The organism is Modicisalibacter muralis (assembly GCF_900102945.1).
GTDB classification, from domain to species: domain Bacteria; phylum Pseudomonadota; class Gammaproteobacteria; order Pseudomonadales; family Halomonadaceae; genus Modicisalibacter; species Modicisalibacter muralis.
In genome coordinates, this window is the sequence record NZ_FNGI01000012.1 from 73,462 (window position 1) to 99,213 (window position 25,752).

Annotated in this window: 31 protein-coding genes; 7 read left to right on the forward strand and 24 right to left on the reverse strand. The window is 60.9% G+C overall.

Annotation, left to right across the window (positions count from 1 at the left end; all coding sequences use genetic code 11):
• The first annotated feature begins 259 nt into the window (after positions 1-259).
• The 4 genes from BLR92_RS17135 (at position 260) to BLR92_RS17150 (ending at position 3,026) form a co-directional block, all read left to right on the forward strand.
• Complete coding sequence (locus BLR92_RS17135) at positions 260-493, forward strand: hypothetical protein (RefSeq protein WP_089730499.1); 234 nt, start codon at positions 260-262, stop codon at positions 491-493.
• A 47-nt stretch (positions 494-540) separates the two neighbouring features.
• Positions 541-1,266, forward strand: coding sequence for a fumarate/nitrate reduction transcriptional regulator Fnr (gene fnr / locus BLR92_RS17140; RefSeq protein WP_089730500.1), 726 nt, complete (start codon positions 541-543; stop codon positions 1,264-1,266).
• Positions 1,266-1,970: a succinate dehydrogenase iron-sulfur subunit gene (locus BLR92_RS17145; protein WP_281242950.1), complete on the forward strand. Its 705-nt coding sequence runs from the start codon at positions 1,266-1,268 to the stop codon at positions 1,968-1,970. Before fnr ends, BLR92_RS17145 begins: the two co-directional genes overlap by 1 nt.
• Before the next feature lie 444 nt (positions 1,971-2,414).
• Entirely contained in the window at positions 2,415-3,026 is a 612-nt protein-coding gene (locus BLR92_RS17150) for a hemerythrin domain-containing protein (protein WP_089730502.1), read from the forward strand.
• Between the two features lie 388 nt (positions 3,027-3,414).
• Here BLR92_RS17150 and norR (BLR92_RS17160) read toward each other — a convergent pair whose 3' ends face one another.
• Genes norR (BLR92_RS17160) through hmpA form a run of 5 tightly spaced genes read right to left on the reverse strand, consistent with a single transcriptional unit; the run spans position 3,415 to position 8,949 of the window.
• Positions 3,415-4,962: a nitric oxide reductase transcriptional regulator NorR gene (gene norR, locus BLR92_RS17160; protein ID WP_089730504.1), complete on the reverse strand. Its 1,548-nt coding sequence runs from the start codon at positions 4,960-4,962 to the stop codon at positions 3,415-3,417.
• Positions 4,963-4,964: 2 nt separating this feature from the next.
• Positions 4,965-5,369: a SirB2 family protein gene (locus BLR92_RS17165; protein WP_089730505.1), complete on the reverse strand. Its 405-nt coding sequence runs from the start codon at positions 5,367-5,369 to the stop codon at positions 4,965-4,967.
• A 32-nt stretch (positions 5,370-5,401) separates the two neighbouring features.
• Positions 5,402-6,511, reverse strand: a complete 1,110-nt coding sequence (locus BLR92_RS20090) for a methyl-accepting chemotaxis protein (RefSeq protein ID WP_281242946.1) — start codon at positions 6,509-6,511, stop codon at positions 5,402-5,404.
• A gap of 34 nt (positions 6,512-6,545) precedes the next feature.
• Positions 6,546-7,742 (reverse strand): NnrS family protein, encoded by a 1,197-nt coding sequence (locus tag BLR92_RS17175; RefSeq protein ID WP_245704253.1) that lies wholly within the window; start codon positions 7,740-7,742, stop codon positions 6,546-6,548.
• 25 nt (positions 7,743-7,767) lie between these two features.
• Positions 7,768-8,949: an NO-inducible flavohemoprotein gene (gene hmpA, locus BLR92_RS17180; protein WP_089730508.1), complete on the reverse strand. Its 1,182-nt coding sequence runs from the start codon at positions 8,947-8,949 to the stop codon at positions 7,768-7,770.
• Positions 8,950-9,198: 249 nt separating this feature from the next.
• Between hmpA and norR (BLR92_RS17185) the strand changes: the two genes are divergently transcribed.
• Both norR (BLR92_RS17185) and BLR92_RS17190 read left to right on the forward strand, forming a co-directional pair.
• Positions 9,199-10,773, forward strand: coding sequence for a nitric oxide reductase transcriptional regulator NorR (norR, locus tag BLR92_RS17185; RefSeq protein WP_089730509.1), 1,575 nt, complete (start codon positions 9,199-9,201; stop codon positions 10,771-10,773).
• A gap of 40 nt (positions 10,774-10,813) precedes the next feature.
• Entirely contained in the window at positions 10,814-11,869 is a 1,056-nt protein-coding gene (locus BLR92_RS17190; protein WP_089730510.1) for a tellurite resistance/C4-dicarboxylate transporter family protein, read from the forward strand.
• A gap of 70 nt (positions 11,870-11,939) precedes the next feature.
• Here BLR92_RS17190 and ssb read toward each other — a convergent pair whose 3' ends face one another.
• Complete coding sequence (gene ssb / locus BLR92_RS17195) at positions 11,940-12,500, reverse strand: single-stranded DNA-binding protein (protein ID WP_089730511.1); 561 nt, start codon at positions 12,498-12,500, stop codon at positions 11,940-11,942.
• 37 nt (positions 12,501-12,537) lie between these two features.
• Positions 12,538-13,920, reverse strand: a complete 1,383-nt coding sequence (locus tag BLR92_RS17200) for an MFS transporter (protein ID WP_089730512.1) — start codon at positions 13,918-13,920, stop codon at positions 12,538-12,540.
• Between the two features lie 188 nt (positions 13,921-14,108).
• On the opposite strand from BLR92_RS17200, the gene uvrA reads away from it, so the two are divergent.
• A complete protein-coding gene (uvrA, locus tag BLR92_RS17205; RefSeq protein ID WP_089730513.1) occupies positions 14,109-16,979 on the forward strand; it encodes an excinuclease ABC subunit UvrA in 2,871 nt (956 codons plus the stop codon).
• Between the two features lie 146 nt (positions 16,980-17,125).
• Here the strand turns inward: uvrA and rplQ are convergent, their stop codons facing one another.
• The 17 genes from rplQ to rplN form a co-directional block, all read right to left on the reverse strand.
• Complete coding sequence (rplQ, locus tag BLR92_RS17210; RefSeq protein WP_089730514.1) at positions 17,126-17,512, reverse strand: 50S ribosomal protein L17; 387 nt, start codon at positions 17,510-17,512, stop codon at positions 17,126-17,128.
• A 39-nt stretch (positions 17,513-17,551) separates the two neighbouring features.
• The gene (locus BLR92_RS17215) at positions 17,552-18,550 is read right to left on the reverse strand and encodes a DNA-directed RNA polymerase subunit alpha (protein WP_089730515.1); all 999 of its coding nucleotides are present in this window, start codon (positions 18,548-18,550) and stop codon (positions 17,552-17,554) included.
• Positions 18,551-18,639: 89 nt separating this feature from the next.
• Positions 18,640-19,260: a 30S ribosomal protein S4 gene (gene rpsD, locus BLR92_RS17220; protein ID WP_089730516.1), complete on the reverse strand. Its 621-nt coding sequence runs from the start codon at positions 19,258-19,260 to the stop codon at positions 18,640-18,642.
• 12 nt (positions 19,261-19,272) lie between these two features.
• Complete coding sequence (rpsK, locus tag BLR92_RS17225; protein ID WP_011505752.1) at positions 19,273-19,659, reverse strand: 30S ribosomal protein S11; 387 nt, start codon at positions 19,657-19,659, stop codon at positions 19,273-19,275.
• A gap of 39 nt (positions 19,660-19,698) precedes the next feature.
• Positions 19,699-20,055, reverse strand: coding sequence for a 30S ribosomal protein S13 (gene rpsM / locus BLR92_RS17230; RefSeq protein WP_089730517.1), 357 nt, complete (start codon positions 20,053-20,055; stop codon positions 19,699-19,701).
• A 126-nt stretch (positions 20,056-20,181) separates the two neighbouring features.
• Positions 20,182-20,295, reverse strand: a complete 114-nt coding sequence (gene rpmJ / locus BLR92_RS17235) for a 50S ribosomal protein L36 (RefSeq protein ID WP_009099023.1) — start codon at positions 20,293-20,295, stop codon at positions 20,182-20,184.
• A gap of 30 nt (positions 20,296-20,325) precedes the next feature.
• A complete protein-coding gene (gene secY, locus BLR92_RS17240; protein ID WP_089730518.1) occupies positions 20,326-21,657 on the reverse strand; it encodes a preprotein translocase subunit SecY in 1,332 nt (443 codons plus the stop codon).
• On the reverse strand, positions 21,658-22,092 hold the full coding sequence (gene rplO, locus BLR92_RS17245) for a 50S ribosomal protein L15 (RefSeq protein WP_089730519.1): 435 nt from the start codon (positions 22,090-22,092) through the stop codon (positions 21,658-21,660).
• Between the two features lie 3 nt (positions 22,093-22,095).
• The gene (rpmD, locus tag BLR92_RS17250) at positions 22,096-22,278 is read right to left on the reverse strand and encodes a 50S ribosomal protein L30 (protein WP_089730520.1); all 183 of its coding nucleotides are present in this window, start codon (positions 22,276-22,278) and stop codon (positions 22,096-22,098) included.
• 6 nt (positions 22,279-22,284) lie between these two features.
• Positions 22,285-22,785, reverse strand: coding sequence for a 30S ribosomal protein S5 (gene rpsE / locus BLR92_RS17255; protein ID WP_089730521.1), 501 nt, complete (start codon positions 22,783-22,785; stop codon positions 22,285-22,287).
• Positions 22,786-22,796: 11 nt separating this feature from the next.
• Positions 22,797-23,147, reverse strand: coding sequence for a 50S ribosomal protein L18 (gene rplR, locus BLR92_RS17260; RefSeq protein WP_089730522.1), 351 nt, complete (start codon positions 23,145-23,147; stop codon positions 22,797-22,799).
• Between the two features lie 9 nt (positions 23,148-23,156).
• Complete coding sequence (rplF, locus tag BLR92_RS17265; RefSeq protein WP_089730523.1) at positions 23,157-23,687, reverse strand: 50S ribosomal protein L6; 531 nt, start codon at positions 23,685-23,687, stop codon at positions 23,157-23,159.
• A 10-nt stretch (positions 23,688-23,697) separates the two neighbouring features.
• Positions 23,698-24,090: a 30S ribosomal protein S8 gene (gene rpsH, locus BLR92_RS17270; protein WP_089730524.1), complete on the reverse strand. Its 393-nt coding sequence runs from the start codon at positions 24,088-24,090 to the stop codon at positions 23,698-23,700.
• A gap of 30 nt (positions 24,091-24,120) precedes the next feature.
• Positions 24,121-24,426, reverse strand: a complete 306-nt coding sequence (gene rpsN, locus BLR92_RS17275; protein WP_089730525.1) for a 30S ribosomal protein S14 — start codon at positions 24,424-24,426, stop codon at positions 24,121-24,123.
• Between the two features lie 10 nt (positions 24,427-24,436).
• A complete protein-coding gene (rplE, locus tag BLR92_RS17280; RefSeq protein WP_089730526.1) occupies positions 24,437-24,976 on the reverse strand; it encodes a 50S ribosomal protein L5 in 540 nt (179 codons plus the stop codon).
• Between the two features lie 18 nt (positions 24,977-24,994).
• Positions 24,995-25,312 carry a 50S ribosomal protein L24 gene (gene rplX / locus BLR92_RS17285; RefSeq protein WP_089730527.1) on the reverse strand — a complete coding sequence of 106 codons (318 nt, stop codon included), beginning with the start codon at positions 25,310-25,312 and terminating at the stop codon, positions 24,995-24,997.
• 14 nt (positions 25,313-25,326) lie between these two features.
• Complete coding sequence (rplN, locus tag BLR92_RS17290; protein ID WP_089730528.1) at positions 25,327-25,698, reverse strand: 50S ribosomal protein L14; 372 nt, start codon at positions 25,696-25,698, stop codon at positions 25,327-25,329.
• Positions 25,699-25,752 lie beyond the last annotated feature (54 nt).

Genomic DNA, 25,752 nt, shown 5'->3' on the forward strand with positions numbered 1-25,752 from the left:
ATCAAGGGAAAAGTAGCTTTATCTAATCAAGGAAATATTTCCGATGTGGCCGAGGCCGGCCATCCGCCACCGTGAAGAGCGCTTCCTATCGAGGAAATGTCAAATCGACATAAAACTGTTAAAACCACAGTAAACTACCCATCAAAAAGACACGCTTTTCTGGTAACTTACTGACACTCAATAAAAAATTAATTGGCACAGTTCCTGCTTTATGTAATATAGCCCGCTACAACGCTGGCGACATCACAAGGAGGCTACCGTGATCCATTTCTTCGACTCCCCTCGCCATACTCTCTCGCTCTCTCACGCCGTGCTGCTGAGTGGGCTAGTCTTGCTATTCATGGGTATCCTCGGTGGTTATATCGTCGACCACCGGCTAGGCCTGGCCGAGCAGGTCCTAGCCCACATGCTGATCATCACCGGGCCGGTACTGCTGAAAATCGGTTATATCGTACGTATCAACGCCTGCCAGCGCCTGCATATTCCCTACTGAGGATTGTAACAGGCGTTATTGGATGGCTTCGAAGCGAGGATAGGGTCATGCCCGCTACGTCACCCGCCAGAGAGAAATGCCGCACCTGCCGGCTACATTCACTGTGCCTGCCCCGCGAACTACCCCAAGGGGACACCAGTGAACTGGCCCGGATAGTGCAAACGCGTCGGCCCATGAAGCGCGGCACTTATGTATTGCAGGCTGGTGGCCATTTTCAGTCGATTTTCGCGGTACGCACGGGATCGGTGAAGACGTCGACGCTGCTACCCAGCGGCGACGAACATATTTCCGGCTTTCATCTACCCGGGGAAATACTGGGGCTCGACGCCATCGCATCGCGCAGCCATCCGTCCACCTCGGTCACACTGGAAACGTCCCACGTCTGCGAGATCCCCTTCACCGAACTGGAACACCTCAGCGAGCGCATCCCGGCCTTGCAACGTCAATTACTGCGCATCATGAGCCGGGAGCTGTCCACCGAGCAGAGCACAACTCACCTGCTGGCTCGCCGCTCGGCCGAGCAGCGCCTGGCGATGGTGCTGCTGGATTTTTCACAACGCTTCGCCAATCGTGGCCTCTCCGCCAGGCATTTCCGCTTGCCGATGTCACGCTCGGATCTCGCCAACTACCTCGGTCTGGCGCCGGAAACCATGAGCCGGACCTTTCGACGCCTGGAAGCACGAGGGTTACTTAGCATCGCCGGCAAGGCCGTTGTCATCCTCGACCCTATTGCCCTCGCTGAGCTGGTTGATGGCGCCTCGGGAGGCTCATGATTACCATCAAGCTGTTTCGCTATCATCCTGAAATCGACACGGCACCGTATATCGAAACCTTCCAGATCGGCGACGAATTTCGCAAGCGGATGGTGCTCGATGTACTGGAGCACTTGAAAGCCACCCACCCGGAACTGGCCTATCGGCGCTCGTGCCGCGAGGGTGTATGTGGCTCGGATGGCATGAGCATCAACGGCAAAAATGGGCTGGCCTGCGTCACTCCCGTGCATGAGGCGATCGGTCGCTCGGGCACCCTGACGCTGAGGCCGCTGCCCGGCATGCCGGTGATCCGCGATCTGGTCGTCGATCAGGGCCAATTCTTCCGTCAGTTCGAGAAGATCAGGCCCTACCTCATCAATGACCAGATGCCAGGCACCATCGAGCGTCTGCAGAGCCCCGAGGATCGCGAGAAACTCGATGGTCTCTATGAGTGTATCCTGTGCGCCTGCTGCAGCTCGGCCTGCCCTTCTTGGTGGTGGAACCCCGAAAAATACATCGGCCCGGCGGGACTGATACAAGCCTATCGTTTTCTGATCGATAGCCGCGACACCGCCACGGCGGAGCGCCTGGCCGAACTGGAAGACCCGTTCAGCGTGTTTCGTTGCCGTCAGATCGGCAACTGCACCTGGGTCTGCCCCAAGGGGCTCAACCCGATGCGCGCCATCGGCAATATCAAGGCCATGCTATTCAGGAACGGAGCCTAAGAGCCACGCGGCGGCAGCCGAGCGGAACGCCAGCCGAGGGAATGTCGACTCCGCGACCATCGCTACGCGCATGTGTGCTGTGAACCCCATCTATATCCCTCGCAATCATCGGATCGAGGAGGCCCTTCGAAAAACACCAGGGCGCGAAGGCTTATGCCCAGCCGGCGGCGTCTCAGGAGCAGAACTTCCGCACTTTTTGCGGGGCCTGAACCGATGAACACTAGGGTTCCAAGCGCTGTCGGCGAGCTGGCATTTAGCGGTATTTATTACCATTACTGGTGATAATCACCCTATTGCGGGCGGGTATAACTCACCCTCTTGGCCAGGTTCTCTGCACTATCAAAGGGATAGAATTGGCACGCTTCCTGCTATAGAAGAAGTGAAGAAGCTCAATAGGGAGAAGACCCCAAGCTTACTCTGTCCCGACCATGACAGGAGGCAACCATGACCATCCCCGCCCTCAAGCGCCTGCAGGACGACCACCATAACTTTGAAGGCCTGCTGTGCATTCTCGATCGCCAGCTTTACGGGGCTCGTCGCGATGACACACCCGAATTCACCTTGCTGCGCGATATCTTCCATTACATGACGCAGCATCCCGATCGTACGCATCATGCCTTCGAAGATCTGCTGTTCGAGCGGCTGGCGTTGCGCTATCCAGAGGTCCAGCCCACATTGGACCTGCTCCATGAAGAGCACCGGCGCATAGCAATCTATGGTGACGAGCTTTATGCCAAGCTCGCTGCTATCGCCGAAGGACGCGCTGCCCCCGAGCTGGACCTGACAACCATGAATCTGGCCCAGGCTTATATCGAACTCTATCGTGCACACATGCACTGCGAGGAAACCCAGGTACACGGGCCACTTGCCGAACGGCTGACAGCCAGCGATTGGCTGGAATTGGTCACAACTTGCGACTGGGGCTGTGATCCGCTATTCAGGGCGAGCGCCGATAATGAGTATCAGGCTCTTAAGACATGCATCGCCAGGCATGAGGCCGGTTTCTGGATGGGCCACGATGAGCGGGCGGATTTCTGTCCATTATGTTCGCTATAGCATAACGCGGTCGCTGGGTAAGCGCTGCACGGCCGGCGTCAATAGGCCTGCAGAATCTGGCGTCCATGGGCGCTACCTTGGAGTCCGCCTGCTCAGGCCTTGGCGGGTTCCAAGCAATTGCTCTCGAGCGATTCGAACGGGCAAGAGAGGTGGAGACGATGAAACAGGTAATACAGGCTATGAACGGCGTGCGGAGTCTCGACAATGAACTCACTGCCCTAGCGTCACAGCGCCGGCCCATCAGTGAAGCGAAACCGTCGGCTCCCCCGCAAGCGGACAGCTCCATCGAAGACATGTTGGATGAAGCGAGCATGGAATCATTCCCGGCGAGCGATCCGCCGGCATGGATCTGGCGCTGATTTAGGTGTTGCTATGCTTCGGTATCGGCTTAGGAATCGTGCCGACTCTCGGACTTGAGACCAAGCCGGTGCGCCAGCTTATGCAGATTGCTGGGGTCCACCGAGAGCATTCTTGCCGCCGCCGCCCAGTTGTCTTCGGCCTGAGCCAGCGCCTGGCGAATGGCTGCACGCTGAGCACGCGCCACGCTGTTATGCAAGGTTTCCATTGGCTGTTGGTAAGATACTTCTTCAGTTATTTCGATACCCCGCGGCGTGAAAGGCAGGTCAAGCAGCTCCGGTTCCAGAGTCACAATATCCTCTCGCTGGGCCCCTCGACTCAAGGCCTTGATTGCTCCGCGGCTAATAACATGCTCAAGTTCACGCACATTGCCGGGCCAATCATAGCGACACAGCACCTCTTCGGCCGCAGGAGAGAGACGCAAGCTACGCAATCCCAGGCGGGTGCGGTTGAGTTCAAGAAAATGCCCGGCCAACACCAGCACATCGCTGCCACGTTCGCGTAGCGGCGGGATCGGCACCGGATACACCGAGAGACGGTGATAGAGATCCGCGCGGAAATGACCATCGCGCACGCTGTCGCGCAATTGCCGGTTGGTTGCGGTAATAATACGTACGTCGACATGCCGTGGCACATCCTCACCAAGGCGCTGAATCTCACCGTTCTGTAGAGCCCTTAGCAGCTTGGCCTGAACGCTCAGCGGCAGCTCGCCGATCTCATCAAGGAACAGGGTTCCGCCATCGGCTGCTTCGAAGCGCCCCGCGCGGGCATTGCCCGCCCCCGAAAAGGCTCCCTTCACGTGACCGAACAGCTCGCTTTCGGCCAGCGATTCCGGCAGCGCCGCGCAGTTGACTTGTATCAACGGCTTCCGGCGTCGTCTTGAGCGCTGATGCAGGCGTCGCGCGAAGAGCTCCTTACCCACCCCGGTCTCACCGGTTAACAGCACCGGCAGCTCCGAGTCGGCTACCACCTCGATCTCATCCAATAGACGGCGTATCGGCGCGCTCTGCCCAATAATCTCACCCTCATCCCGGCTAGTGGCGATCTCTCCCATTTCATCGCTGCGAACCAGGCGTAGCCCACGAATATCCTGTTCTAACCGGGTCATGCGCACCGCTGCCTCGACCAGTAAGGTGAAACGCTGCAGATCGTCGCGGGCATCATCGTCGAAGGTGCCGGCCCGCAGTGCATCCAATGTCAGCGCACCCCATAGGCTGCCCTGGATATACAGACTGATACCCATGCAGTCATGGACCGGCAGTGGCTCGCCGACATGGTTTTCTACCAGGCCATCGTAGGGGTCCGGCAATGTTGAATCAGGCGGGAAAGCCACCGTCTCGCGGCTCGCCAGAATCGTGGCGAGCCTGGGGTGCTGGGCGACGACGAAACGACGGCCCAGCGCTTCGCGCGTCAGGCCATCCACCGCGACCGGGCTTAAAGCGTCGTCATCCAACCGCAGCAGACCGACGGCACCACAGTGAAAATACTCGCGTAGCATGCATACCAGCCGCTGCAAACGCACCGCACTAGGCAATTCGGTAGTCAGATCAGCGAGCAAGGCGCTTTCAAGCCCGATCATTTTCACCCTCTGGTGGTAATGAGGAACTGCCACCAGGATAGCGGATGGTGGGTGACAGCGGCGCCGACGATATAAATGAAGATCGCCACGGCGGCAATCGCCGCCAGGCCACGTATCAGCGGCGTTCTACCGCGCTTTATGGCGAAACTACCCACCATGATATAAGCGACCAGCCCGATTAGCTTAGCCATTAGCCAAGGCTGCTGAGTGGGCCAGGCGCGCAGCAGCACCATCAGCCAGACGCCGAACACCAGCAGCACGCTATCCACCAGATGCGGCACAATGCGCACCCAGCGCCGCTTAAGCCGTGGAGATTCGCGCACCGACCACCAGGCACGCAGCATGAATAGCGCCAAGCTGAACCCGACAGCCGTCATATGGATCTGTTTAACCAGGAAATAATCCACGCGAGCCTCTCAAGAAGGCAAAACACCGGGTGCTATACGACGCTCAAGCCAGGCGAGGGCAGACTGCGCGCAGCCCTCTCGGTAAGAGACGCTGGGCGCCCACGCTGCATGACCAGACGCAGCCGCGTCATGACATTCAGGTTGGCCTGTTCCATGGCCGCCAAGGCCACCAATGCGGCTTCCTGGTTTCCGGCATGAAAGTGGCTGACCGCCTCTTGAGCCTGCACATGAACCTGCCGATGCGGCTCCTCCAGGGCGCGAAAGCCCTCGGCATTGGCAAATAAGGCACTGCCTTCCCCTTCATAGTACCAACGCCCAAGTCGGCACTCCGTCTCGGATGGGAAACTAGCAGCGGTGGCATTCGACAGGCCCATGAAGACACGATACACCTCGAGCTTGATCTGTAGCTCTTCGAGGTTGGCGAGTTCGATCTCGCTGAGCATCGCCGCGAAGCCTAGTGCAACGCTACTTTCATGAGACAGGGAAAGCAGGCGCCCGGTGCGCTCCAGCACGCTGTTGGCCTCGCCACTAAGCTTATCGGCATCATGGGCATTGCCGCGCATATGCGTATCGGTATCACTGGCCTGGGATTGGATATGCTTGATCAGGTCGCCGATCTCGACGGTCGCGCCACCGGTGCGACCAGCCAGGTTGCGTACCTCGCTGGCGACCACCGCGAAACCACGCCCCGACTCGCCCGCACGGGCCGCTTCAATGCTGGCATTGAACGCCAGCAAATTGGTCTGCCGAGAGATATTGTCGATAATTTCGACGAAATCGCTGATTCGCTCGGCATCGCTGTTTAGCGTGGCCGCCTGGCTGGCGGTGTCGCCGATGCGTACATTCATGCTGGCTAGCTCGGCGACGATTATCTCCAGGGCGCCGCGACTGGCTTGCGACTCCTGAGCGGTGCGCTCGGTCGCCTGGCGATTGTCGGTGAGCAGTCGCGAAAGATCGGCGAAGGATTCGCGCAATGTGACCAGCGACTCACCGAAGCCGGTCAGATTCTCGAAAACCCGCCGGGTCAGTTGCTTCTCACTCTCGAGCGTCGCAATACGACTTAACAGTGCTTCACGCTCCTGGCTGTATGCTTTTTCCCCTGTACGCTCCGTCATGCTCGTGCGTTTCTTCAGTCGTAACATGCTGGTTTCCTTTTTATTCCGCCCGATGCGTCGATTACCCTTCCGCCCCATCAGCACGATTTGACAGCAAAATATGACTGTAACGGTATAAATACAGGCCGAAGGCCAGACACCAGAACACGATGGCGAAGCTCAGTGCCCAGTGGCTGGCTAGCGGCCACACGGCAGGTAGCAAGGCGCGCAGTATCGCCGCCAGCACCAGTAGAACCAGGGCGATACCGATCCCCGGCAGGGTCACGATGGAGCGCCCGGTATGCCCCAGCGCAACGCGCGATATCATCGCCAATATCATGCTGGCCATGCCACCCACGGTCAGGGCATGCACCGCCAGCGATGTCGCCACGATGCCCAGCGCGGCCAGGCCCCACATAATCAGACCGATGCAGATGAAGGCATAACTGACATGCAGCCCCCATAGCAGCGGTTCACGCCAGCTAAGCCAGCCTTCCCAACGCAGTAATCGCAGGGCATTGCCTAGCCCGGCGGTGAAGGCGAGGGCCGCCCACCCACTGGCCGGGAGCGGCATTCCGGCCAACCCAGCTAGCTGCATCAGCAGCATGGCCACCACGCTACCGAGTGCCACGACTTCCAGCCATGCTGGACGCGTTGGCGCTGGGCGCTGCAAGCGGCGCGAGGTGAAGAACGGAATGACCCGGCCGCCCAGCACGATCATCAGTAGCACGATCAGTAGTACCGCGAGATGCGCCGAACCGCGCATCAATAGGGCATCGCCGAGAACCAATGCGTAATGCATCAAGCCGTTGCTCAAGGCCAGTAGCGCCAGCACCGGCACGAAGATCAGGTTGCGCCACTGCCGCACTCTGATCACCGGCCAAGCCAGGGCCATGGCCACCAGCGGCAGGAAGGCCACATCCACCAGCATCAACACCCATGGCGATAGCCCCAGTGGCGAGGCCATTAGCAGGCGCCCCAACAACCATAGCCCCGCCAGTGCCAGCAATGGCACGCCACGCAATCCCGGCTGCCCCGTCCAGTTCTGCACGGCGGTAAGCAGGAAGCCGACCACGATCGCCGCGACGAAACCGAATAGCATTTCGTGCTGATGCCACCAGAACATGCCGCCATGTGGCTGCAGTAAGATGGTGCCATGCCAGAACGCCCCCCAGATCAGCATCGCCAGCAGGCTGAAAGCGGCACCGAGCAGAAAGAACGGTCGGAAGGCCAGCCGCCATAGCGGCGTGGCCCGAGTCAAAGCGGAGTGCACGATCATGGCGGCCTCGTTCATAAGGTATGGATCAGGCGCTACGCAACGGCCGTGCCGGGCCGAAGTACTCGTAATGCCGGCGCTCGGCAGCCACGCCCAAGTCTTCCAGATGCTCGTCGACGCAGCTCATGAAGCCCTGCGGGCCGACGAAGTAGCAGCGCGGTTGGCCCTCGGGCAAATAGCGCGCAAGCAGTTCACGGTCGATGAGGCCGACGTGATCGGGTGAGTCGTTGGCCTGGGGCTGGTCGTACAGCGTGACACTGCGCAGCTGTTGCGGATAACTCGACTTCAGGGCATCCAGCTCATCGCCGAAGGCATGAAGCTCACCGTGTTGCGCGGCATGCAGGTATACGACCTTGCGCCCCTGCTCCAGTGCCCGGCTGGCCAATGGCAGCATCGGTGTCTGGCCAACTCCGCCACTGAGTAGCATCAGCGGCTCGTCGCCATCGATGAGGGTCAGATCGCCGGAGGGCGGCAACAACTCGAGTGTATCGCCGACCGTCATGAGCTCATGGAAATAGGAACTGACCCGCCCGCCCGGCTCGCGCTTGATCGACAGCCGATAGGTCTTGCCGTTGGGTGCGGCCGAGAGGCTGTAGTGGCGATAGACCGGCTCGCCATCGATGGTCAGCTTGACGCCGATGAATTGCCCCGGCTCGAAATCGGCCACCGGCCCGCCATCCTCGGGCGCCAGCACGAAGGAGCGAATCACCCGGCTCTCCTGGCGCGTCTCGGCGATGCGGAAGGTGCGTGTGCCGCGCCAGCCGCCCTCGCGATTGGCAAACTCGAGATAGCGATGATCCTCCATCTCGATCAGCAGGCCCGCCAGTTCCTCGTAGAGTCCGCTCCAGGCGTCAGCGATCTCGGCGGTCACGGCATCGCCCAGCACCTCACCGATCGCCGCCATCAGGCACTCGCCGACGATGGGGTACTGGTCGGGGCGGATGCCCAAAGCCACGTGTTTGCTGACCACAGTGCTCATGACCTGCCGGGCCCGCTCGCGGTCCTTGCGCAGTTGGACATAGGCCAGCACGCCGCTTGCCAGGGCCTTGGCCTGGCTGCCGCTGGCCTGGTGGGTGGCATTGAACAGCGCGCGAACGTCGGAATAGCGTTCGAACATCAATGGGTAGAAGCGCAGGGTAATGGCGTCGAGGTGCTCGGCAACCACCGGCGCAGTGGCTTCGATCAGACGTTCCTGGGCGCTTGTCAGCATTGTTACACTCCTTCATGGTGTATGAGATATGTCACCTTTGAAGGAGCAACCGCTATGCCAGATTCGGGGCTTTTTCAGCACCCGCGACACTCTGCCACGGCGCTGCCCCACAGCCCACGCCATACGGGACAATGGAGCGCACGATCCACCACTAGCCACCGCCAGGATGTTGCGACTCTCGCCGGGCAATGTGCAAATGACACACTCACCAGTTATCATTTTTACAATCACCCACCATAGTCGGTCAAAATGACATCCTTTCTGGTCGCCTTACGCAAGCTACTCGCCCAACTCAGCGAAGGGCACCCAGCGGAAGCCCTGCACGATCACTGGGCGCGACTTCTCGATGCCATGGTCGGCGCCTATCGTGCCGATGCCAGCACGCTGATGGTGATGACCGATACCGGCCTGCGACCGGTGGCGTTACTCGGCCTGCATGACGAGGTGCGCGGCAGAAACTTCACCTTGCAGGCCCACCCACGCCTGGCAGCCATCGCCGCTCACCCCGGCGTATGCCGCTTCCCGCCGGATAGCGATTTGCCCGACCCCTTCGACGGCTTGCTCGATGAGAATCTCAGCGAAGTGCATGACTGCCTGGGCGTCGCCCTGCGTGACGGCCCCCGGCTCACCGGCCTGTTGACCCTGGACGCCCTCGAACCGGGGCGCCTCGAACATATCGACGAACAGGAACTGCTCGCCACGGCCAGCCTGCTCGGCACCTGCGTGCGCCTGGCCACGCAGCTTAGCGCGACCCGCTCACGGCTCAGCGAAGCGCTCGACCAGGACCGCCCGCCCCAGGCTGCCCTGCACTGGAGCAGCCCGGCCATGCGCCGCCTTGACGAAGCCATCACGCTGGTCGCGCCCACCGATATGAATGTGTTGCTGCATGGCGAGACCGGCGTCGGCAAGGAGCGCGTGGTGCGCGCGCTGCATAATCGTTCGTCGCGCCATCAGGGACCGTTGGTGCAGGTCAACTGCGCGGCCCTGCCCGAGCATCTGATCGAGAGCGAGCTGTTTGGCCATCGCCGTGGTGCCTTCTCCGGCGCGGTGCGCGATCATCGTGGCCATTTCGCCATGGCCGATGGCGGCACGCTGATGCTCGACGAGATCGGTGAGCTGCCGCTGACCCTGCAACCCAAGCTGCTGCGTGTGCTGCAGGAGGGCGATATTCAGCCGTTGGGTAGCGAACACCCGCAGCGTATCGATGTGCGCATCATTGCCGTGACCAATCGCGACCTGGCCGCCGAAGTCGCCACCGGGCGCTTTCGCGAGGATCTGTATCATCGCCTGAGCGTCTTTCCGTTGTCGGTGCCGCCACTGCGCGAGCGTCGTGAAGATATCCCGCTGCTGGCCGGGCGCTTCCTCGAGGACAACCGCATTCGCCTGGGCCTGGCCAACCTGCGCTTGGCCGAGGATGCCGAGGCGGCGCTGCTGAACTGGCACTGGCCGGGTAACGTTCGCGAACTGGAGCACACCCTGGGCCGCGCCGCGCTGCGCGCACTTGGCGATTACCTGGGTGAAGCCAGCGTTACCGGCGACTCACGCCGCCGCGCCGTGGTGCGTATCGCTCGCAGTCACCTGGAGCTGCCCCAGACGACGCTCGAGCATCCCGACGAGTCATCTTCAGCGCCAGCTACGCCAACGGCGAAAGCCCATGACGCGGAACGATGGTCTACCCTGCGCCAGGCTACCGAGGCCTTTCAACGCCGGCATATCCATCAGGCGCTGGCTGCCCACGGCGGCAACTGGGCGGCCACCGCCCGTGCTCTGGAGATGGATAGCGGCAACCTGCACCGCCTGGCGCGGCGCCTGGGTCTGAAGTGAGCCTGGCCATGCACATCACGCACAATCATCAGAGAACCGCATGAATACGTTTCGTAAAGGGCTCGGTCACCGTCTGGACGATAGCACCGCGCAGCTATTTCCCGGCTACTTCGCGCTGGTGATGGCGACCGGTGCCGTCGCCATCGACACCTATGTGCTCGGCATGCCCTCACTCGCTTGGCTGCTAGCGCTGCTCGGCACCTTCGCCTATGCCGGGCTATGGCTGTTGACCCTGATGCGCGCAATGCGCTACCCCAGGCGACTCGTCGGCGATCTGAACGATCATGCGCGCGGGCCGGGGTTCTTTACGCTGGTCGCCGCCACCGGCATCCTCGGCACGCAATGGCTGCTGATCGCCCAGGCCACGCTGGCGGCACAGCTGTTATGGTTACTGGCGGTCACCCTGTGGCTGGCAGTAATGTACGCCTTCTTCATCGCCGTCATCGTGCAACAAGACAAACCGGCAATGGAGCAAAGCATCAATGGCGCCTGGCTGCTGACCACCGTCAGCACGCAATCCGTCGCCGTGCTGACGGCGCTGCTGCCGTGGTCCGAGGCACGCAGCGAAGCGGCGCTGTTATTTGCCTTGTGCATGTTCCTGCTCGGCTGCGCGCTGTACCTGATCATCATTACTCTGATCGTCTACCGGCTGGTTTTCCTGCGCCTTTCGGCGGCGGCGTTGACTCCGCCCTACTGGATCAACATGGGTGCCGTTGCGATTACCACCCTGGCCGGCTCGACACTGATTCTGCGCGCCGGATCCGATACGCTGCTGACCGACTTCGTGCCGTTTCTCAAGGGCTTCACGCTACTGTTCTGGGCGCTGGCCAGTTGGTGGATCCCACTGCTGGTCGGGCTGTCGTTGTGGCGTCACCTGGTGCGCCGTTACCCGCTGCGTTACGACGCGCAGCTGTGGGGCATGGTCTTTCCCTTGGGCATGTACACCACCGGCACCTTGAGCCTGTCCCAGGCACTCGACATCGGCTTTCTCAGGGCGATTCCGCAGGTCACGGTGTGGTTCGCGCTTACGGCCTGGCTGATTGTCGGCCTGGCCATGCTCAATCATTGGCGCCACTTGCCACCGGACAGCGCTTGACGCCACGCCAAACGAACTGGCCCCGCCACCAGAACGGTGACGGGGCCGGTTCAGGCTAGCCTTATCCCAGTCAGAACGGGATTTCGTCGTCGAAATCGTCGAAGCTGCCGGGGTTCGGCGCGCCGTAGTTGTTGCCCTGCTGGTTATTCTGGGCCGGAGCCGGCTGCGGCGGACGCTGCTGCTGGCCGCCACCTTGCGGGGCGCTGTTACCGTAACCGCCCTGCTGCGCGCCACCGCCATAGTTGCCCTGCTGCGGCTGCTGAGCGTAATCGCCGCCACCGCCACCCTGGCCGCCGCGCGAGTCGAGCATCTGCATGTCGTTGGCGACGATCTCGGTGCTGTAACGATCCTGACCGTCCTGGCCCTGCCACTTGCGCGTCTGCAGGCGACCTTCGATATAGATGCGCGAGCCCTTCTTGACGTATTGCTGGGCGATTTCCGCCAGCTTGTTGAATAGCACCACGCTGTGCCATTCGGTACGTTCCTGACGCTGACCGCTCTGCTTGTCGGTCCAGCTATCGGTCGTTGCGATGCGCAGGTTGGCCACCGGGTTGCCGGAGGGCATGAAGCGCACGTCGGGATCCTGACCCAGATTGCCGATCAGAATCACCTTGTTGACACCACGGGCCATGTTGGACTCCTTACATGAGCTTGAGTTTGAGGCCTGTTCAGGCGCTCCTTGAATCCTGTCTAATGCCGGCCACTCGCGCCAGCGCCTCGGCGTCCAGTCGTTGGCGGTCGACCTTGAGATAGGCGACACGCTCTTCAGGCACGACGAGCACGTCTTCCACCCCCGCTACCTCGGCGAAGCGTGCCATCAGGGCCTCCAGGGCATCGCCCTGATGCGCATCCAGCGCGACCACTTCGCTGGAAAGGTGGCGCGGCGCGGGCATCTTCCAGATCACCGCCAGCCAAACGACCGCCAGCAGCGCGGTACCGAGGAATACTGCATCATAACCGAAACGCTGCGCCAGGGCCCCTCCCAACACACCGCCCAGAAACGCGCCGAGAAACTGACTGGTCGAGTAGACCCCCATGGCGGTGCCCTTGGCACCCGCCGGGGCCAGCTTGCTGATCATCGAGGGCAGCGTCGCTTCGAGCAAATTGAAAGCCACGAAGAAGGCCCACAGCAAGGCGAATAATGACCAGCGCTGATGCCCCAGTTCGCCCAACGCCAGCAGTACAAGCGCCATGCTCGCCACCGCGCCGAGAAACACGCCCTTCATGCGTCGGCGCTTCTCGGCGACGATCACCAGCGGCACCATGGCGATGAATGCCAGGCCCATCACCGCGAGATACACCCAGCCGTGCTGGCCGGCCGCGATACCCACGTCGACCAGCCGGAACGGCACGGCGATAAACGCCGCCATCAGGATCAGGTGCAGGGCGAAGATCGAGAAATCCAGCCGCAGCAGGTCCGCCCGGGCCAACGTATCGCGAAGCTGGCCGCGATCCAGTCCCACGTCGCGATGCCGGGCGCGCCGGGGCGCCGCCGGCACCAGCCGCCACAGCACCAGCAGGCTCAGCATCGCCAGGCCGGCGCTGAACCAGAACACCCCGGCCAGGCCAAATGGCGCGGCGATCAAGGGCCCCACCACCATCGCCACGGCGAAGGCCACGCCGATCGACAGGCCGATGGTGGCCATCGCCGCGGTGCGGATTTCCTCGCGAGTCTGATCGGCAAGCAGCGCCATGATCGCCCCGGCCACCGCACCGCTGCCCTGCAGGCAACGCCCGACGATCACCCCGCCGATGGTGGTCGCCTCGGCGGCAACGACGCTACCGAGAGCGAACAGCACCAGCCCCCCGGCGATGACCACCTTGCGGCCAATGCGATCGGAAAGCAGGCCAAAGGGAATCTGCAACAGCGCCTGAGTCAGCCCATAGCCGCCCAATGCCAGTCCGACCAGCAGCGGCGTGGCGCCCTTGAAGTCATCGGCATACAGCGCCAGTACTGGCAATACCATGAACAGTCCGAGCATGCGCGTGGCATACAGACTGGCCAGACCGACGATGGCGCGGCGTTCAGTGGTAAGCAGTCGAGAGGTCATTAGCGAGTCGCATGCTGGAATGGGAAAACCGGATCACCGATCGAACGAATAACACCGGATAGCGAATTGGCGACGGTGGATCGACTATTCTACCGGCTCGGCATCCGTCAGGAAAAGCGCGATGTCGCTTTGCCGCTGCTTCCGGCTAGGCCGTATAATCGAGCTTTTGCGCCGCACGCGAGGTGGGAATGGACAGGATCCAGGTCAGGGGTGCGCGCACCCACAACCTCAAGAACATCGACGTCGAACTGCCGCGCGATAAATTGATCGTGGTCACCGGGCTATCGGGCTCCGGCAAGTCCTCGCTGGCCTTCGATACGCTCTACGCCGAGGGCCAGCGCCGCTATGTCGAGTCGCTGTCCACCTATGCCCGGCAGTTCCTGTCGATGATGGAAAAACCCGATGTCGATCATATCGAGGGTTTGTCGCCGGCGATCTCCATCGAGCAGAAGTCCACGTCGCACAACCCGCGCTCCACGGTCGGCACGATAACCGAGATTTACGATTACCTGCGCCTGCTGTTCGCGCGCGCCGGCACGCCGCGCTGCCCCGAACACGCTACCGACCTCGAGGCACAGACCGTCTCGCAAATGGTCGATCAGGTGCTGGCCCTGCCGGAAGGCAGCAAGTTGATGCTGCTGGCGCCGGTGATCAAGGGCCGCAAGGGCGAACACCTACAGTTGATCAGCGAACTGCGCGCCCAGGGTTTCGTGCGCGCCATGGTCGACGGCCAGGTGCTGGAACTCGACGACATTTCCACCCTGGACAAGAACAAGAAGCACGACATCAGCGTGGTCGTGGATCGCATCAAGGTGCGTGACGACCTGCAGCTTCGCCTGGCCGAATCGTTCGAGACTGCGCTCAACCTGGCCGACGGCATCGCCATCGTGCATTTCATGGATGGCGAGCAGGAAGACATGACCTTCTCCGCGCGTTTCGCCTGTCCGATTTGCGGTTATTCCATCGCCGAACTGGAACCGCGCATGTTCTCGTTCAACAACCCCGCCGGTGCCTGCCCGACCTGCGACGGCCTGGGCGTGCAGCAGTTCTTCGATGCCGAGAAGCTGATCAGCCATCCCGAGCTATCGCTGGCCGAGGGGGTCATCAAGGGCTGGGACCGGCGCAGCGTCTACTACTTCAACCAGCTTCAGGCGGTAGCCGAGCATTATCGCTTCAAGCTGGAAACCTCGTGGAGCGACTTGGCCCGGCACGAGCGCGATGTCGTTCTCAACGGTAGCGGCCAGGACATCATCGCCTTCAGCTACGTCAACGACCGTGGCCGCAAGGTGACTCGCGAGCATGCCTTCGAAGGCATACTGCCAAATATGCGCCGTCGCTACCGCGAGACCGAATCGAGCATGGTCCGCGAGGATCTTTCCAAGTACCTGGCGGTACAGCCCTGCCCGACCTGTCATGGCAGCCGTCTGCGTCGGGAAGCCCGCCACGTGTATATCGACGATCATGCCCTGCCGGATATCGTGCGCCTGCCGATCGGCGAGGCCTGGAGTTACTTCAAGAGCCTCGAACTACCGGGTCGCAAGGGCGAAATCGCGGTCAAGATCATTCACGAGATCCATGCGCGCCTGCAGTTTCTGGTCAATGTCGGCCTCGACTATCTCAACCTGGAGCGTAGCGCCGAGACGCTGTCGGGTGGCGAGGCGCAGCGTATCCGCCTGGCCAGCCAGATCGGCGCCGGCCTGGTCGGAGTGATGTACATTCTCGACGAGCCGTCGATCGGCCTGCACCAGCGCGACAACGACCGCCTGCTGCAAACGCTGGTGCACCTGCGCGATCTCGGCAACACGGTGATCGTCGTCGAGCACGACGAGGAAGCCATTCGCGCCGCCGACCATGTACTCGATATCGGCCCCGGAGCGGGTGTGCATGGCGGGCAGATCGTTGCCCAGGGAACGCCCAGCGACATCGAGGCCAGTGCAGCCTCGCTGACCGGCCAGTACCTGTCCGGCACGCGACGCATCGAGATCCCGCCGTATCGCATTCCGGGCAACCCCGAGAAGATGCTGCGCCTGACCGGCGCCAGCGGCAACAACCTGCAGGATGTCAGCCTCGCGTTACCGCTCGGCCTGTTGGTGTGCGTGACCGGTGTCTCCGGCTCGGGCAAGTCGACGCTGATCAACTCGACATTGATGCCGATCGCCGCGCGCGAGCTCAATCGCGCGACCACGCTGACTCCGGCGCCCTATACGAACATCGAGGGGCTCGATCAGCTCGACAAGATCATCGATATCGATCAGAGCCCGATCGGGCGCACACCGCGCTCCAACCCCGCTACCTATACCGGCATCTTCACGCCGATTCGCGAGCTATTCGCCGGTACCCAGGAGGCACGCTCGCGTGGCTACAAGCCGGGACGCTTCAGCTTCAACGTCAAGGGTGGACGCTGCGAGGCCTGCCAGGGCGAGGGCATGATCAAGGTCGAGATGCACTTCTTGCCCGATATCTACGTGCCTTGCGACGTGTGCAAGGGCAAGCGCTACAACCGCGAAACGCTGGAAGTGCAATACAAGAATAAGAGCATCCACGAAGTGCTGGAGATGACCGTGGAGGAGGCCTTGGAATTCTTCAGCCCGGTTCCGGCCATCGCGCGGCGTTTGCAAACGCTGATGGACGTCGGCCTGTCCTACGTGCGCCTCGGGCAAAGCGCGACCACGCTGTCGGGTGGCGAGGCCCAGCGCGTCAAGCTGGCCCGCGAACTGGCCAAGCGCGACACTGGCAAGACGCTGTATATCCTCGACGAGCCCACCACCGGGCTGCACTTCGAGGACATCCGCCAATTGCTGACGGTGCTGCATCGCCTGCGCGATCATGGCAACACCGTGGTGGTCATCGAGCACAACCTCGACGTGATCAAGACCGCCGACTGGCTGATCGATCTCGGCCCCGAAGGCGGCTCGGGTGGCGGACGCATCATCGCCGAGGGCACCCCCGAACAGGTCGCCGGGATGGAGGTCTCGCACACCGGGCGCTTCCTCGCGCCCCTGCTGGAAAAGCAGACCGCGAGTCACCCGCCGCGCGCCACCCGCGCGGTAGAAACCTGACGGCAAGGTGACCTTCCCCCTGGTTTAGGTCCGCCACCAATGTGAGAAGCCAATCAACATTGCGCCATGCCTGACGCATACGAAAAAACCGGCTCCCGAGGGAGCCGGTTTTATTATGGCGCTTGCCGGGCGTTACCCGCCGAGGATCACTCCTCGCCGGCCGCCTCGTCGGCGACCGGACGGTCGACCAGTTCGACGTAGGCCATGGGGGCATTGTCGCCGGTGCGGAAACCGCACTTCAGTACACGCACGTAACCGCCGGGGCGATTGACATAGCGCGGGCCCAGCTCATTGAAGAGCTTGCCGACCGCTTCCTTGGAACGGGTGCGGCTGAAGGCCAGGCGACGGTTGGCGACGCTATCCTGCTTGGACAAGGTGATCAGCGGCTCGATATGACGACGCAGCTCCTTGGCCTTGGGCAGGGTAGTCTTGATGACTTCATGCTCGACCAGCGACACGCACATGTTCTTGAACATGGCCTGGCGGTGCGAGCTGGTGCGATTCAGATGACGACCACTCTTACGATGACGCATGGTTGTAATTCCTTACCAAACTGGGACTCGAGTCGACACTCACGCGGAGGCCTTGTCGTCCTTCAGGCTCGCCGGCGGCCAATTCTCCAGCCGCATGCCGAGAGAAAGACCGCGCGCTGCCAGTACGTCCTTGATTTCATTCAAGGACTTCTTACCGAGGTTCGGTGTCTTCAACAGCTCGACTTCGGTGCGCTGAATCAGATCGCCGATATAATAGATATTCTCGGCCTTGAGGCAGTTGGCACTGCGGACGGTCAACTCGAGATCGTCTACGGGGCGCAACAGGATGGGATCGATGTGATCCTCTTCCTCTTCGACTTCCTGTTCCTTGTCGGCTTCCAGATCGACGAACGCGCCCAACTGATCCTGCAGGATGGTCGCGCTGCGACGGATCGCCTCTTCCGGATCCAGGGTGCCATCGGTTTCCAGATCGATGACCAGCTTGTCGAGGTCAGTGCGCTGTTCGACACGCGCCGCTTCGACGGCATAGGAAACCCGACGCACGGGGCTGAAGGTCGCATCCAACTGCAAGCGACCGATGGCCCGCGACTCGTCCTCCGCCTCGACACGCGTGTCGGCGGGCTCATAGCCACGACCCCGGGCGATCTTGAGCTGCATCTTCAGCTCGGCGCCTTCGTTGACGTGGGCGATCACGTGCTCCGGATTGACGATCTCGACGTCATGATCGGTGGCGATATCGCCGGCGGTCACAACGCAAGGGCCTTGCTTGTTCAGCGCCAGCACGGCCTCATCGCGGCTATGCATCTTGATCGCCACGTCCTTGAGATTCAGGAGGATTTCGATGACATCTTCCTGGACGCCTTCGATCGCGCTGTACTCGTGATCGACACCGGTAATCTCTGCTTCCACCACGGCGCAGCCGGGCATGGAAGACAGCAGGATGCGACGCAGAGCATTCCCCAGGGTGTGACCGAAGCCGCGCTCGAACGGTTCGAGAACGATCTTCGCGTGGTGCGCGCTGATCTCTTCGACCTTGATGTCGCGAGGACGGAGAAACTCTGTCACTGAACGCTGCATATGAACACCTTTCAGGCTGCCAAACGGATACTCGGTACTCTGAGCCGAACCCGCCAGGCGGGTTCGGCGTAACGCGGATTGTTCCGCGCTTACTTCGAGTACAGTTCGACGATCAGGTTTTCGTTGATGTCGGCAGACAGGTCGCCGCGTTCCGGGACAGCCTTGAAAGTGCCTTCCATCTTCTTGGAATCGACATCGACCCAGGTCACGTCGCCGCGCTGGCCAGCCAACTGCAGCGAATGCTGAATGCGCGCCTGGTTCTTGGCCTTTTCACGAACGGCGACGACGTCGCCGGGCTTGACCTGGTAGGACGCGATATTGACGCTGCGGCCATTGACGACGATCGCCCGGTGGCTGACGAGCTGACGCGCTTCCGAGCGCGTGGAGCCAAAGCCCATACGGTAGACGACGTTGTCGAGTCGGGATTCGAGGAGCTGCAGCAACAACTCGCCGGTCGCGCCCTTCATGCGGGCCGCTTCCTTGTAGTAGTTGCGGAACTGCTTCTCGAGCACGCCATACATGCGACGTACTTTCTGCTTCTCGCGAAGCTGCAAGCCGTAGTCGGAAAGACGCTGACGGCGCTGGCCGTGCACACCCGGAATCTGCTCGGATTTGCACTTCTTCTCGAAGGGAGTGACACCGCTCTTCAGAAAGAGGTCGGTTCCCTCGCGACGAGACAGTTTGCACTTCGGTCCAATATAACGAGCCATGAGTCTGTCTCCTTAAACGCGGCGTTTCTTAGGCGGACGGCAGCCGTTGTGGGGGACGGGCGTCGCGTCAGTGATGCTTTGCACGCGAAAACCGGCGGCATTCAATGCGCGCACGGCGGACTCACGGCCAGGACCGGGGCCCTTGACCAGCACGTCTACGTTTTTCACACCATACTCGGCTGCAGCGGTCGCTGCACGCTCGCTTGCTACTTGAGCAGCGAACGGGGTGCTCTTGCGAGAACCACGAAAACCCGAACCACCGGCAGTCGCCCAAGAGAGAGCGTTGCCCTGGCGGTCTGTGATCGTCACGATCGTGTTGTTAAAAGAGGCATGGATGTGGGCAACCGCATCCACTACCTGCTTTTTAACCTTTTTACGGTTACTGCGCGGGTTAGCCATGTTGATGTTTCTTCCTGTCTAAACGCCAGAACGTGCGTATTATTTGCGAATCGGCTTGCGCGGGCCCTTACGGGTACGCGCATTGGTCTTGGTGCGCTGACCGCGCAACGGAAGACCACGACGATGGCGCAGACCACGATAGCAACCCAGGTCCATGAGACGCTTGATATTCAGCGTCACATCACGACGAAGGTCGCCTTCAACGGTGTACTTGCCGACTTCAGTACGCAGGGTGTCCAGCTCTTCAGCGGACAGATCCTGGATCTTGCTGGTCGGCGCGATGCCGGCTGATGCACAGACTGCCTGTGCACGAGTGCGGCCAATCCCGAAGATATAGGTCAGCGAGATCGCCGCATGCTTGTTGTCCGGGATGTTGACGCCTGCAATACGGGCCATCAGCTTACTCCGAAATTTGAGCGGCTTGCTCGGTTAGTCATCCACAAAGGGCGCAATAGCATACCCCTTTGTCTTTGCGAAGACAAGAGGGGTATGCCGGCGCCCACTTTCAATCAGTATCAGGACTTAGCCCTGACGCTGCTTGTGCCGCGGTTCGATGCAAATGACGCGAACCGCGCCATTACGCCGAATAATCTTGCAGTTACGGCACATTTTCTTGACGGAAGCTCGAACTTTCATCGTTCTCTCCAATATGCGTGCGGCCGCGCTTCAGCGCATCAGGCCGCCGCTACCGTAGCCTTTCAGGTTGGATTTCTTCATCACCGACTCGTACTGGTTCGACATGAGATGCGACTGTACCTGGGCCATGAAATCCATGATGACCACGACCACGATCAGCAACGAGGTTCCGCCGAAGAAGAACGGAACCTGCCACGCTACGATCAGGAATTGAGGCATCAGGGAAACGGCTGTGATGTACAATGCGCCAAACAACGTCAAACGAGTCATGACCTTGTCGACATAGCGAGCGGTTTGCTCACCAGGACGAATACCCGGCAGGAAGGCACCTGACTTCTTCAAATTGTCGGCCACATCCTTGGGATTGAAGACCAACGCCGTATAAAAGAAGCAGAAGAATACCACCGCCGCGGCGAAAAGCAAGATATACAGGGGCTGCCCAGGCGCCAACGATTGCGAAGCCACCTGCAACCACTGGAAGCCATCGGCCGAGCCGACCCACTGGCCGATCGACGCCGGGAACAGCAGGATGCTCGAGGCGAAGATCGCCGGAATGACACCGGCCATGTTGACCTTGAGCGGCAGATAGCTGCTCTGACCCGCATACATCTTGTTGCCGACCTGGCGACGCGGATAATTCACCGTGATGCGGCGCTGGCCGCGCTCAATGAACACCACGAAGGCCACGGTGGCGATCGCCAGAATGGTCAGTGCCAGTAGCGGCAGGACGTTCCACGCGCCATCGTTGCGCGCCAGTTCGAAGGACTGGCCGATCGCGCCAGGCAGCCCTGCGACGATCCCCGCGAAGATAAGCAATGAAATGCCGTTGCCGATCCCCTTCTCGGTGATCTGCTCGCCTAGCCACATCAGGAACACCGCACCGGCGACGAACGAGACGATCGCCGTGAAGTAGAAGCTGAAGTCACTGGTATAGGTCACGCCTTGCCCAACCAGACCGACTGCCATGCCGGTCGCTTGAATCAATGCCAGTACGACGGTGCCATAGCGCGTGTACTGACTGATCTTGCGACGGCCGGCCTCACCCTCCTTCTTCAGCTGCTCGAGCTGAGGCGAGGTCGCTGTCAGGAGTTGCATGATAATCGACGCGGAGATATAGGGCATGATGCCCAACGCGAGGATACTCATGCGCTCCAGCGCACCACCCGAGAACATGTTGAACAGGCTCAGGATGGTGCCCTGATTTTCCCTGAACAAGGCAGCGAGCTGGTCAGGATTGATGCCGGGCACGGGGATATGGGCACCGATCCGGTACACCACAAGGGCGATGAACACAAAGCGCAAACGCGCCCACAGCTCACTCAACCCGCTTCCCGATGCCGGCACGTTTCCTGACTTAGCCATTTAGTCCTCTACCTTGCCACCAGCGGCTTCGATCGCGGCACGGGCACCCTTGGTGACCTTGAGACCGCGGACGGTAACCGCCTTGTTCAGTTCGCCGGAGAGGATCACCTTCGCGAATCGCGTGGCATCCTTGAGCACGTTGGCCTTCTTCAGCGCTGCCAGATCGGCGACGTCGCCGTCGACCTTGGCCAACTCGTTCAAACGCACTTCTTCGCTGACCAGCGACTTCATCGACGTGAAGCCGAACTTCGGCAGGCGGCGCTGCAATGGCATCTGCCCGCCCTCAAAACCGGGCTTCACGCTGCCGCCGGAGCGAGACTTCAGACCCTTGTGACCACGGCCACCGGTCTTGCCCAGACCGGAGCCGATGCCACGGCCGACGCGCTTCGCGGCGTGCTTGGAACCCGGTGCCGGGCTCAGGCTATTGAGTTTCATGGATTACTCTCCCTCGAGACGCACAAGGTAGTTGACCTTGTTGACCATGCCGCGCACGGCAGGGGTGTCTTCCAACTCGACCGTATGACCGATGCGGCGCAGCCCGAGGCCCTTCATGGTGGCCTTGTGCTTGCTCAGAACACCGATAGTGCTACGGATCTGTGTAACTTTGATCAAAGCTGCCATGGTGCCTTACCCCGCGATCTCTTCGACGGACAAACCGCGCTTGGCGGCGATGTCATCCGGAGCTTGCATGGCGGAGAGACCATTGATGGTCGCACGCACCACGTTCACCGGATTGGTGGAGCCGTAGCACTTGGCCAGAACGTCATGGACGCCGGCCAGTTCGAGCACGGAGCGCATGGCGCCACCAGCGATGATTCCGGTACCTTCGGAGGCCGGCTGCATGTACACCTTGGAGGCGCCGTGACGGGCCTTGACCGGGTACTGCAGGGTATGGCCACTGAGGCTGACCTTGATCATGTTGCGGCGCGCCTGGTCCATCGCCTTCTGGATCGCGACCGGCACTTCACGTGCCTTGCCACGACCGAAGCCGACACGACCATTGCCATCGCCAACGACGGTCAAGGCAGTGAAGCCGAAAATACGGCCACCCTTGACCACCTTGGCGACGCGGTTGACCTGCACGAGCTTCTCTTGCAGATCTCCGCTGTTCTGTTCGTTCTTCGCCATCGTAAAACCCTTTAGAATTCCAGGCCGCCTTCACGAGCGGCGTCGGCCAGGGCCTTGACGCGGCCGTGGTACTTGAACCCGGCACGATCGAAGGCTACCTGAGTGATGCCTGCCTGCTTGGCGCGTTCGGCAATCAACGCACCCACCTTGGAGGCGGCGTCGGCGTTGCCGGTACCGCCCTCGTGCAGGGACTTGTCCAGCGTGGAGGCGCTGGCCAGTACCTTGCCACCATCCGGCGAGATAATCTGCGCGTAGATGTGCTGCGGGGTACGGTTGACGCACAGGCGATACACGCCCAGCTCGCGGATCTTGGCGCGAGCGCGGCGGGCACGACGGAGACGAGATTCTTTCTTCGCGTTCATAACCCTGCCTTACTTCTTCTTGGCTTCTTTGCGGCGGACTTGCTCGTCGCCGTACCGGATACCCTTGCCCTTGTAGGGCTCGGGCGGACGGAAGGCGCGGATTTCCGCGGCGACCTGGCCGAGCTGCTGCTTGTCCGCGCTCTTCAGCACGATGGTGGTGTTCTTCGGCGTTTCCGCCGTGACACCCTCAGGCAGCGTGTACTCGACCGGGTGGGAGAAGCCCAGTGTCAGGTTTAGCGTCTTGCCACTTGCCTGGGCACGATAGCCGACGCCGTTGATCTCGAGAGACTTGCTGAAGCCCTCGGACGCACCAGTGACCATGTTCTGGACCAGTGCGCGTGTTGTGCCGACCATTGCCCAGCTCTTGGCTTTCTCGCTCGGGTTGAAGGTCAGCTGGCCGTCTTCCTGGCCGATCACCACATCGGGGTGAACGGTCATGCCGAGCGAGCCCTGACCGCCCTTGACGGTGAGCTTATCGCCGTCGAGCTTGGCTTCAACGCCGTTGGGCAATTTAACCGGATACTTGGCTACGCGGGACATTACGTCACTCCTAGAATACGGTGCAGATGACTTCACCACCGACACCGGCCTGACGCGCCGCACGATCGGTCATCACACCTTGAGAGGTGGAGACGATCGCGACACCCAAGCCATCCGCGACTTTCGGTAACTCGCCCTTGCCCTTGTAGATGCGCAAGGACGGCTTGGAAACGCGCTGGATGTGTTCGATGACCGGCTTGCCCTCGAAATACTTGAGGGTCACGGACAGTTCTGGCTTGGCGCCTTCAGCAACCGCGAAGTCGCTGATATAGCCTTCCTGCTTCAATACGCGGGCCACCTCAACCTTGAGCTTGGAGGACGGCATTGCAACCGCCTCCTTGGTGGCCATCTGCGCATTGCGGATACGAGTAAACATATCCGCCAGCGTATCTTGCATACTCATTACGTTGCGCTCCTGATTCTCGACGTGGCGTTACCAGCTGGACTTCTTGAGTCCAGGGACATCGCCACGCATGGCGGCTTCACGCAGCTTGTTACGGCCCAGCCCGAACTTGTTGTAGAAGCCGTGCGGACGCCCGGTGACGCGGCAGCGGTTACGCTGGCGTGCCGGACTGGAGTCGCGCGGCAACGACTGCAGCTTGAGCTGTGCGTCGAAGCGCTCTTCGTCAGAAGCGTTGACGTCGCTGATGATAGCTTTGAGCCCGGCACGCTTGGCGGCATATTTGTCGACCAGCTTCGCGCGCTTGAGCTCACGCTCTATCATGCTTTTCTTTGCCATGATCCCACCCTTATTTCTTGAACGGGAAGTTCAGCGCGCTCAGCAGCGCACGGCCTTCTTCATCGCTGTTGGCAGTGGTGGTGATGGTTACATCCAGACCACGAATCCGGTCGATCTTATCATACTCGAGCTCCGGAAAGATGATCTGCTCACGCACACCCATTGAGTAGTTGCCACGCCCGTCGAAGGACTTCGGGTTGAGACCCCGGAAGTCACGTACGCGGGGAATCGCGATGTTCACCAGGCGATCCAGAAAGTCCCACATGCGCTCACTGCGCAGCGTGACCTTGATCCCGATCGGCCATCCTTCACGGACCTTGAAGCCCGCGATGGATTTGCGTGCCTTGGTGACGATCGGCTTCTGACCGGAGAGCTTCTCCAGGTCACCGATGGCATTGTCGATCAGCTTCTTGTCGCTGGTCGCTTCGCCGATGCCCATGTTGAGGGTCACCTTGGTGATCCGGGGCACCTGCATCACGTTGGCGTAACTGAACTGTTCTCTGAGCCCAGCCACCACCTCGTTTTGATAACGTTCTTTCAAGTTCGCCATTTTGCTACCCGACTCGCGTTAGGCGTCGATCTGCTTCTGCGTCGACTTGTAGATACGTACCTTGGTACCGTCTTCCGAAACCTGGAAGCCGACGCGATCCGCCTTGCCGGTCTCCGCATTGAAGATGGCCACGTTGGACGCGTGAATCGGAGCCTCGCGCTCGACGATACCCCCCTGGTTGCCCAGCATGGGGTTGGGCTTGGTGTGGCGTTTCATCATGTTCACACCGGACACGACATAGCGACTGTCCTGGAGGACGCGCTTGATCGTGCCACGCTTACCCTTGTCCTTGCCGGCAATGACGATCACTTCATCGTCACGTTTGATCTTTTGCATATCCGCCTCGCTCCTTACAGCACTTCAGGCGCCAAGGAAATGATCTTCATAAACTTCTCGGTACGAAGTTCACGAGTAACCGGTCCGAAGATACGGGTGCCGATCGGCTGTTCGTTGGTGTTGTTCAACAGAACCGCCGCATTTCCGTCGAAGCGAATCAACGACCCGTCGGGACGACGGACGCCGCTACGGGTGCGAACCACCACCGCCTTCATGACCTGGCCTTTCTTGACCTTGCCACGCGGGATAGCTTCTTTCACCGTCACCTTGATGATGTCACCCACGCGAGCGTAGCGGCGGTGTGAACCGCCCAGCACCTTGATGCATTGCACCCGGCGCGCACCGCTGTTGTCGGCGACATCCAGCATTGTCTGAGTCTGAATCATCGGTTTTCTCCAAACCTAATCTGACTGCACTGGTTTTGAAGGCGCTTGCCGAAC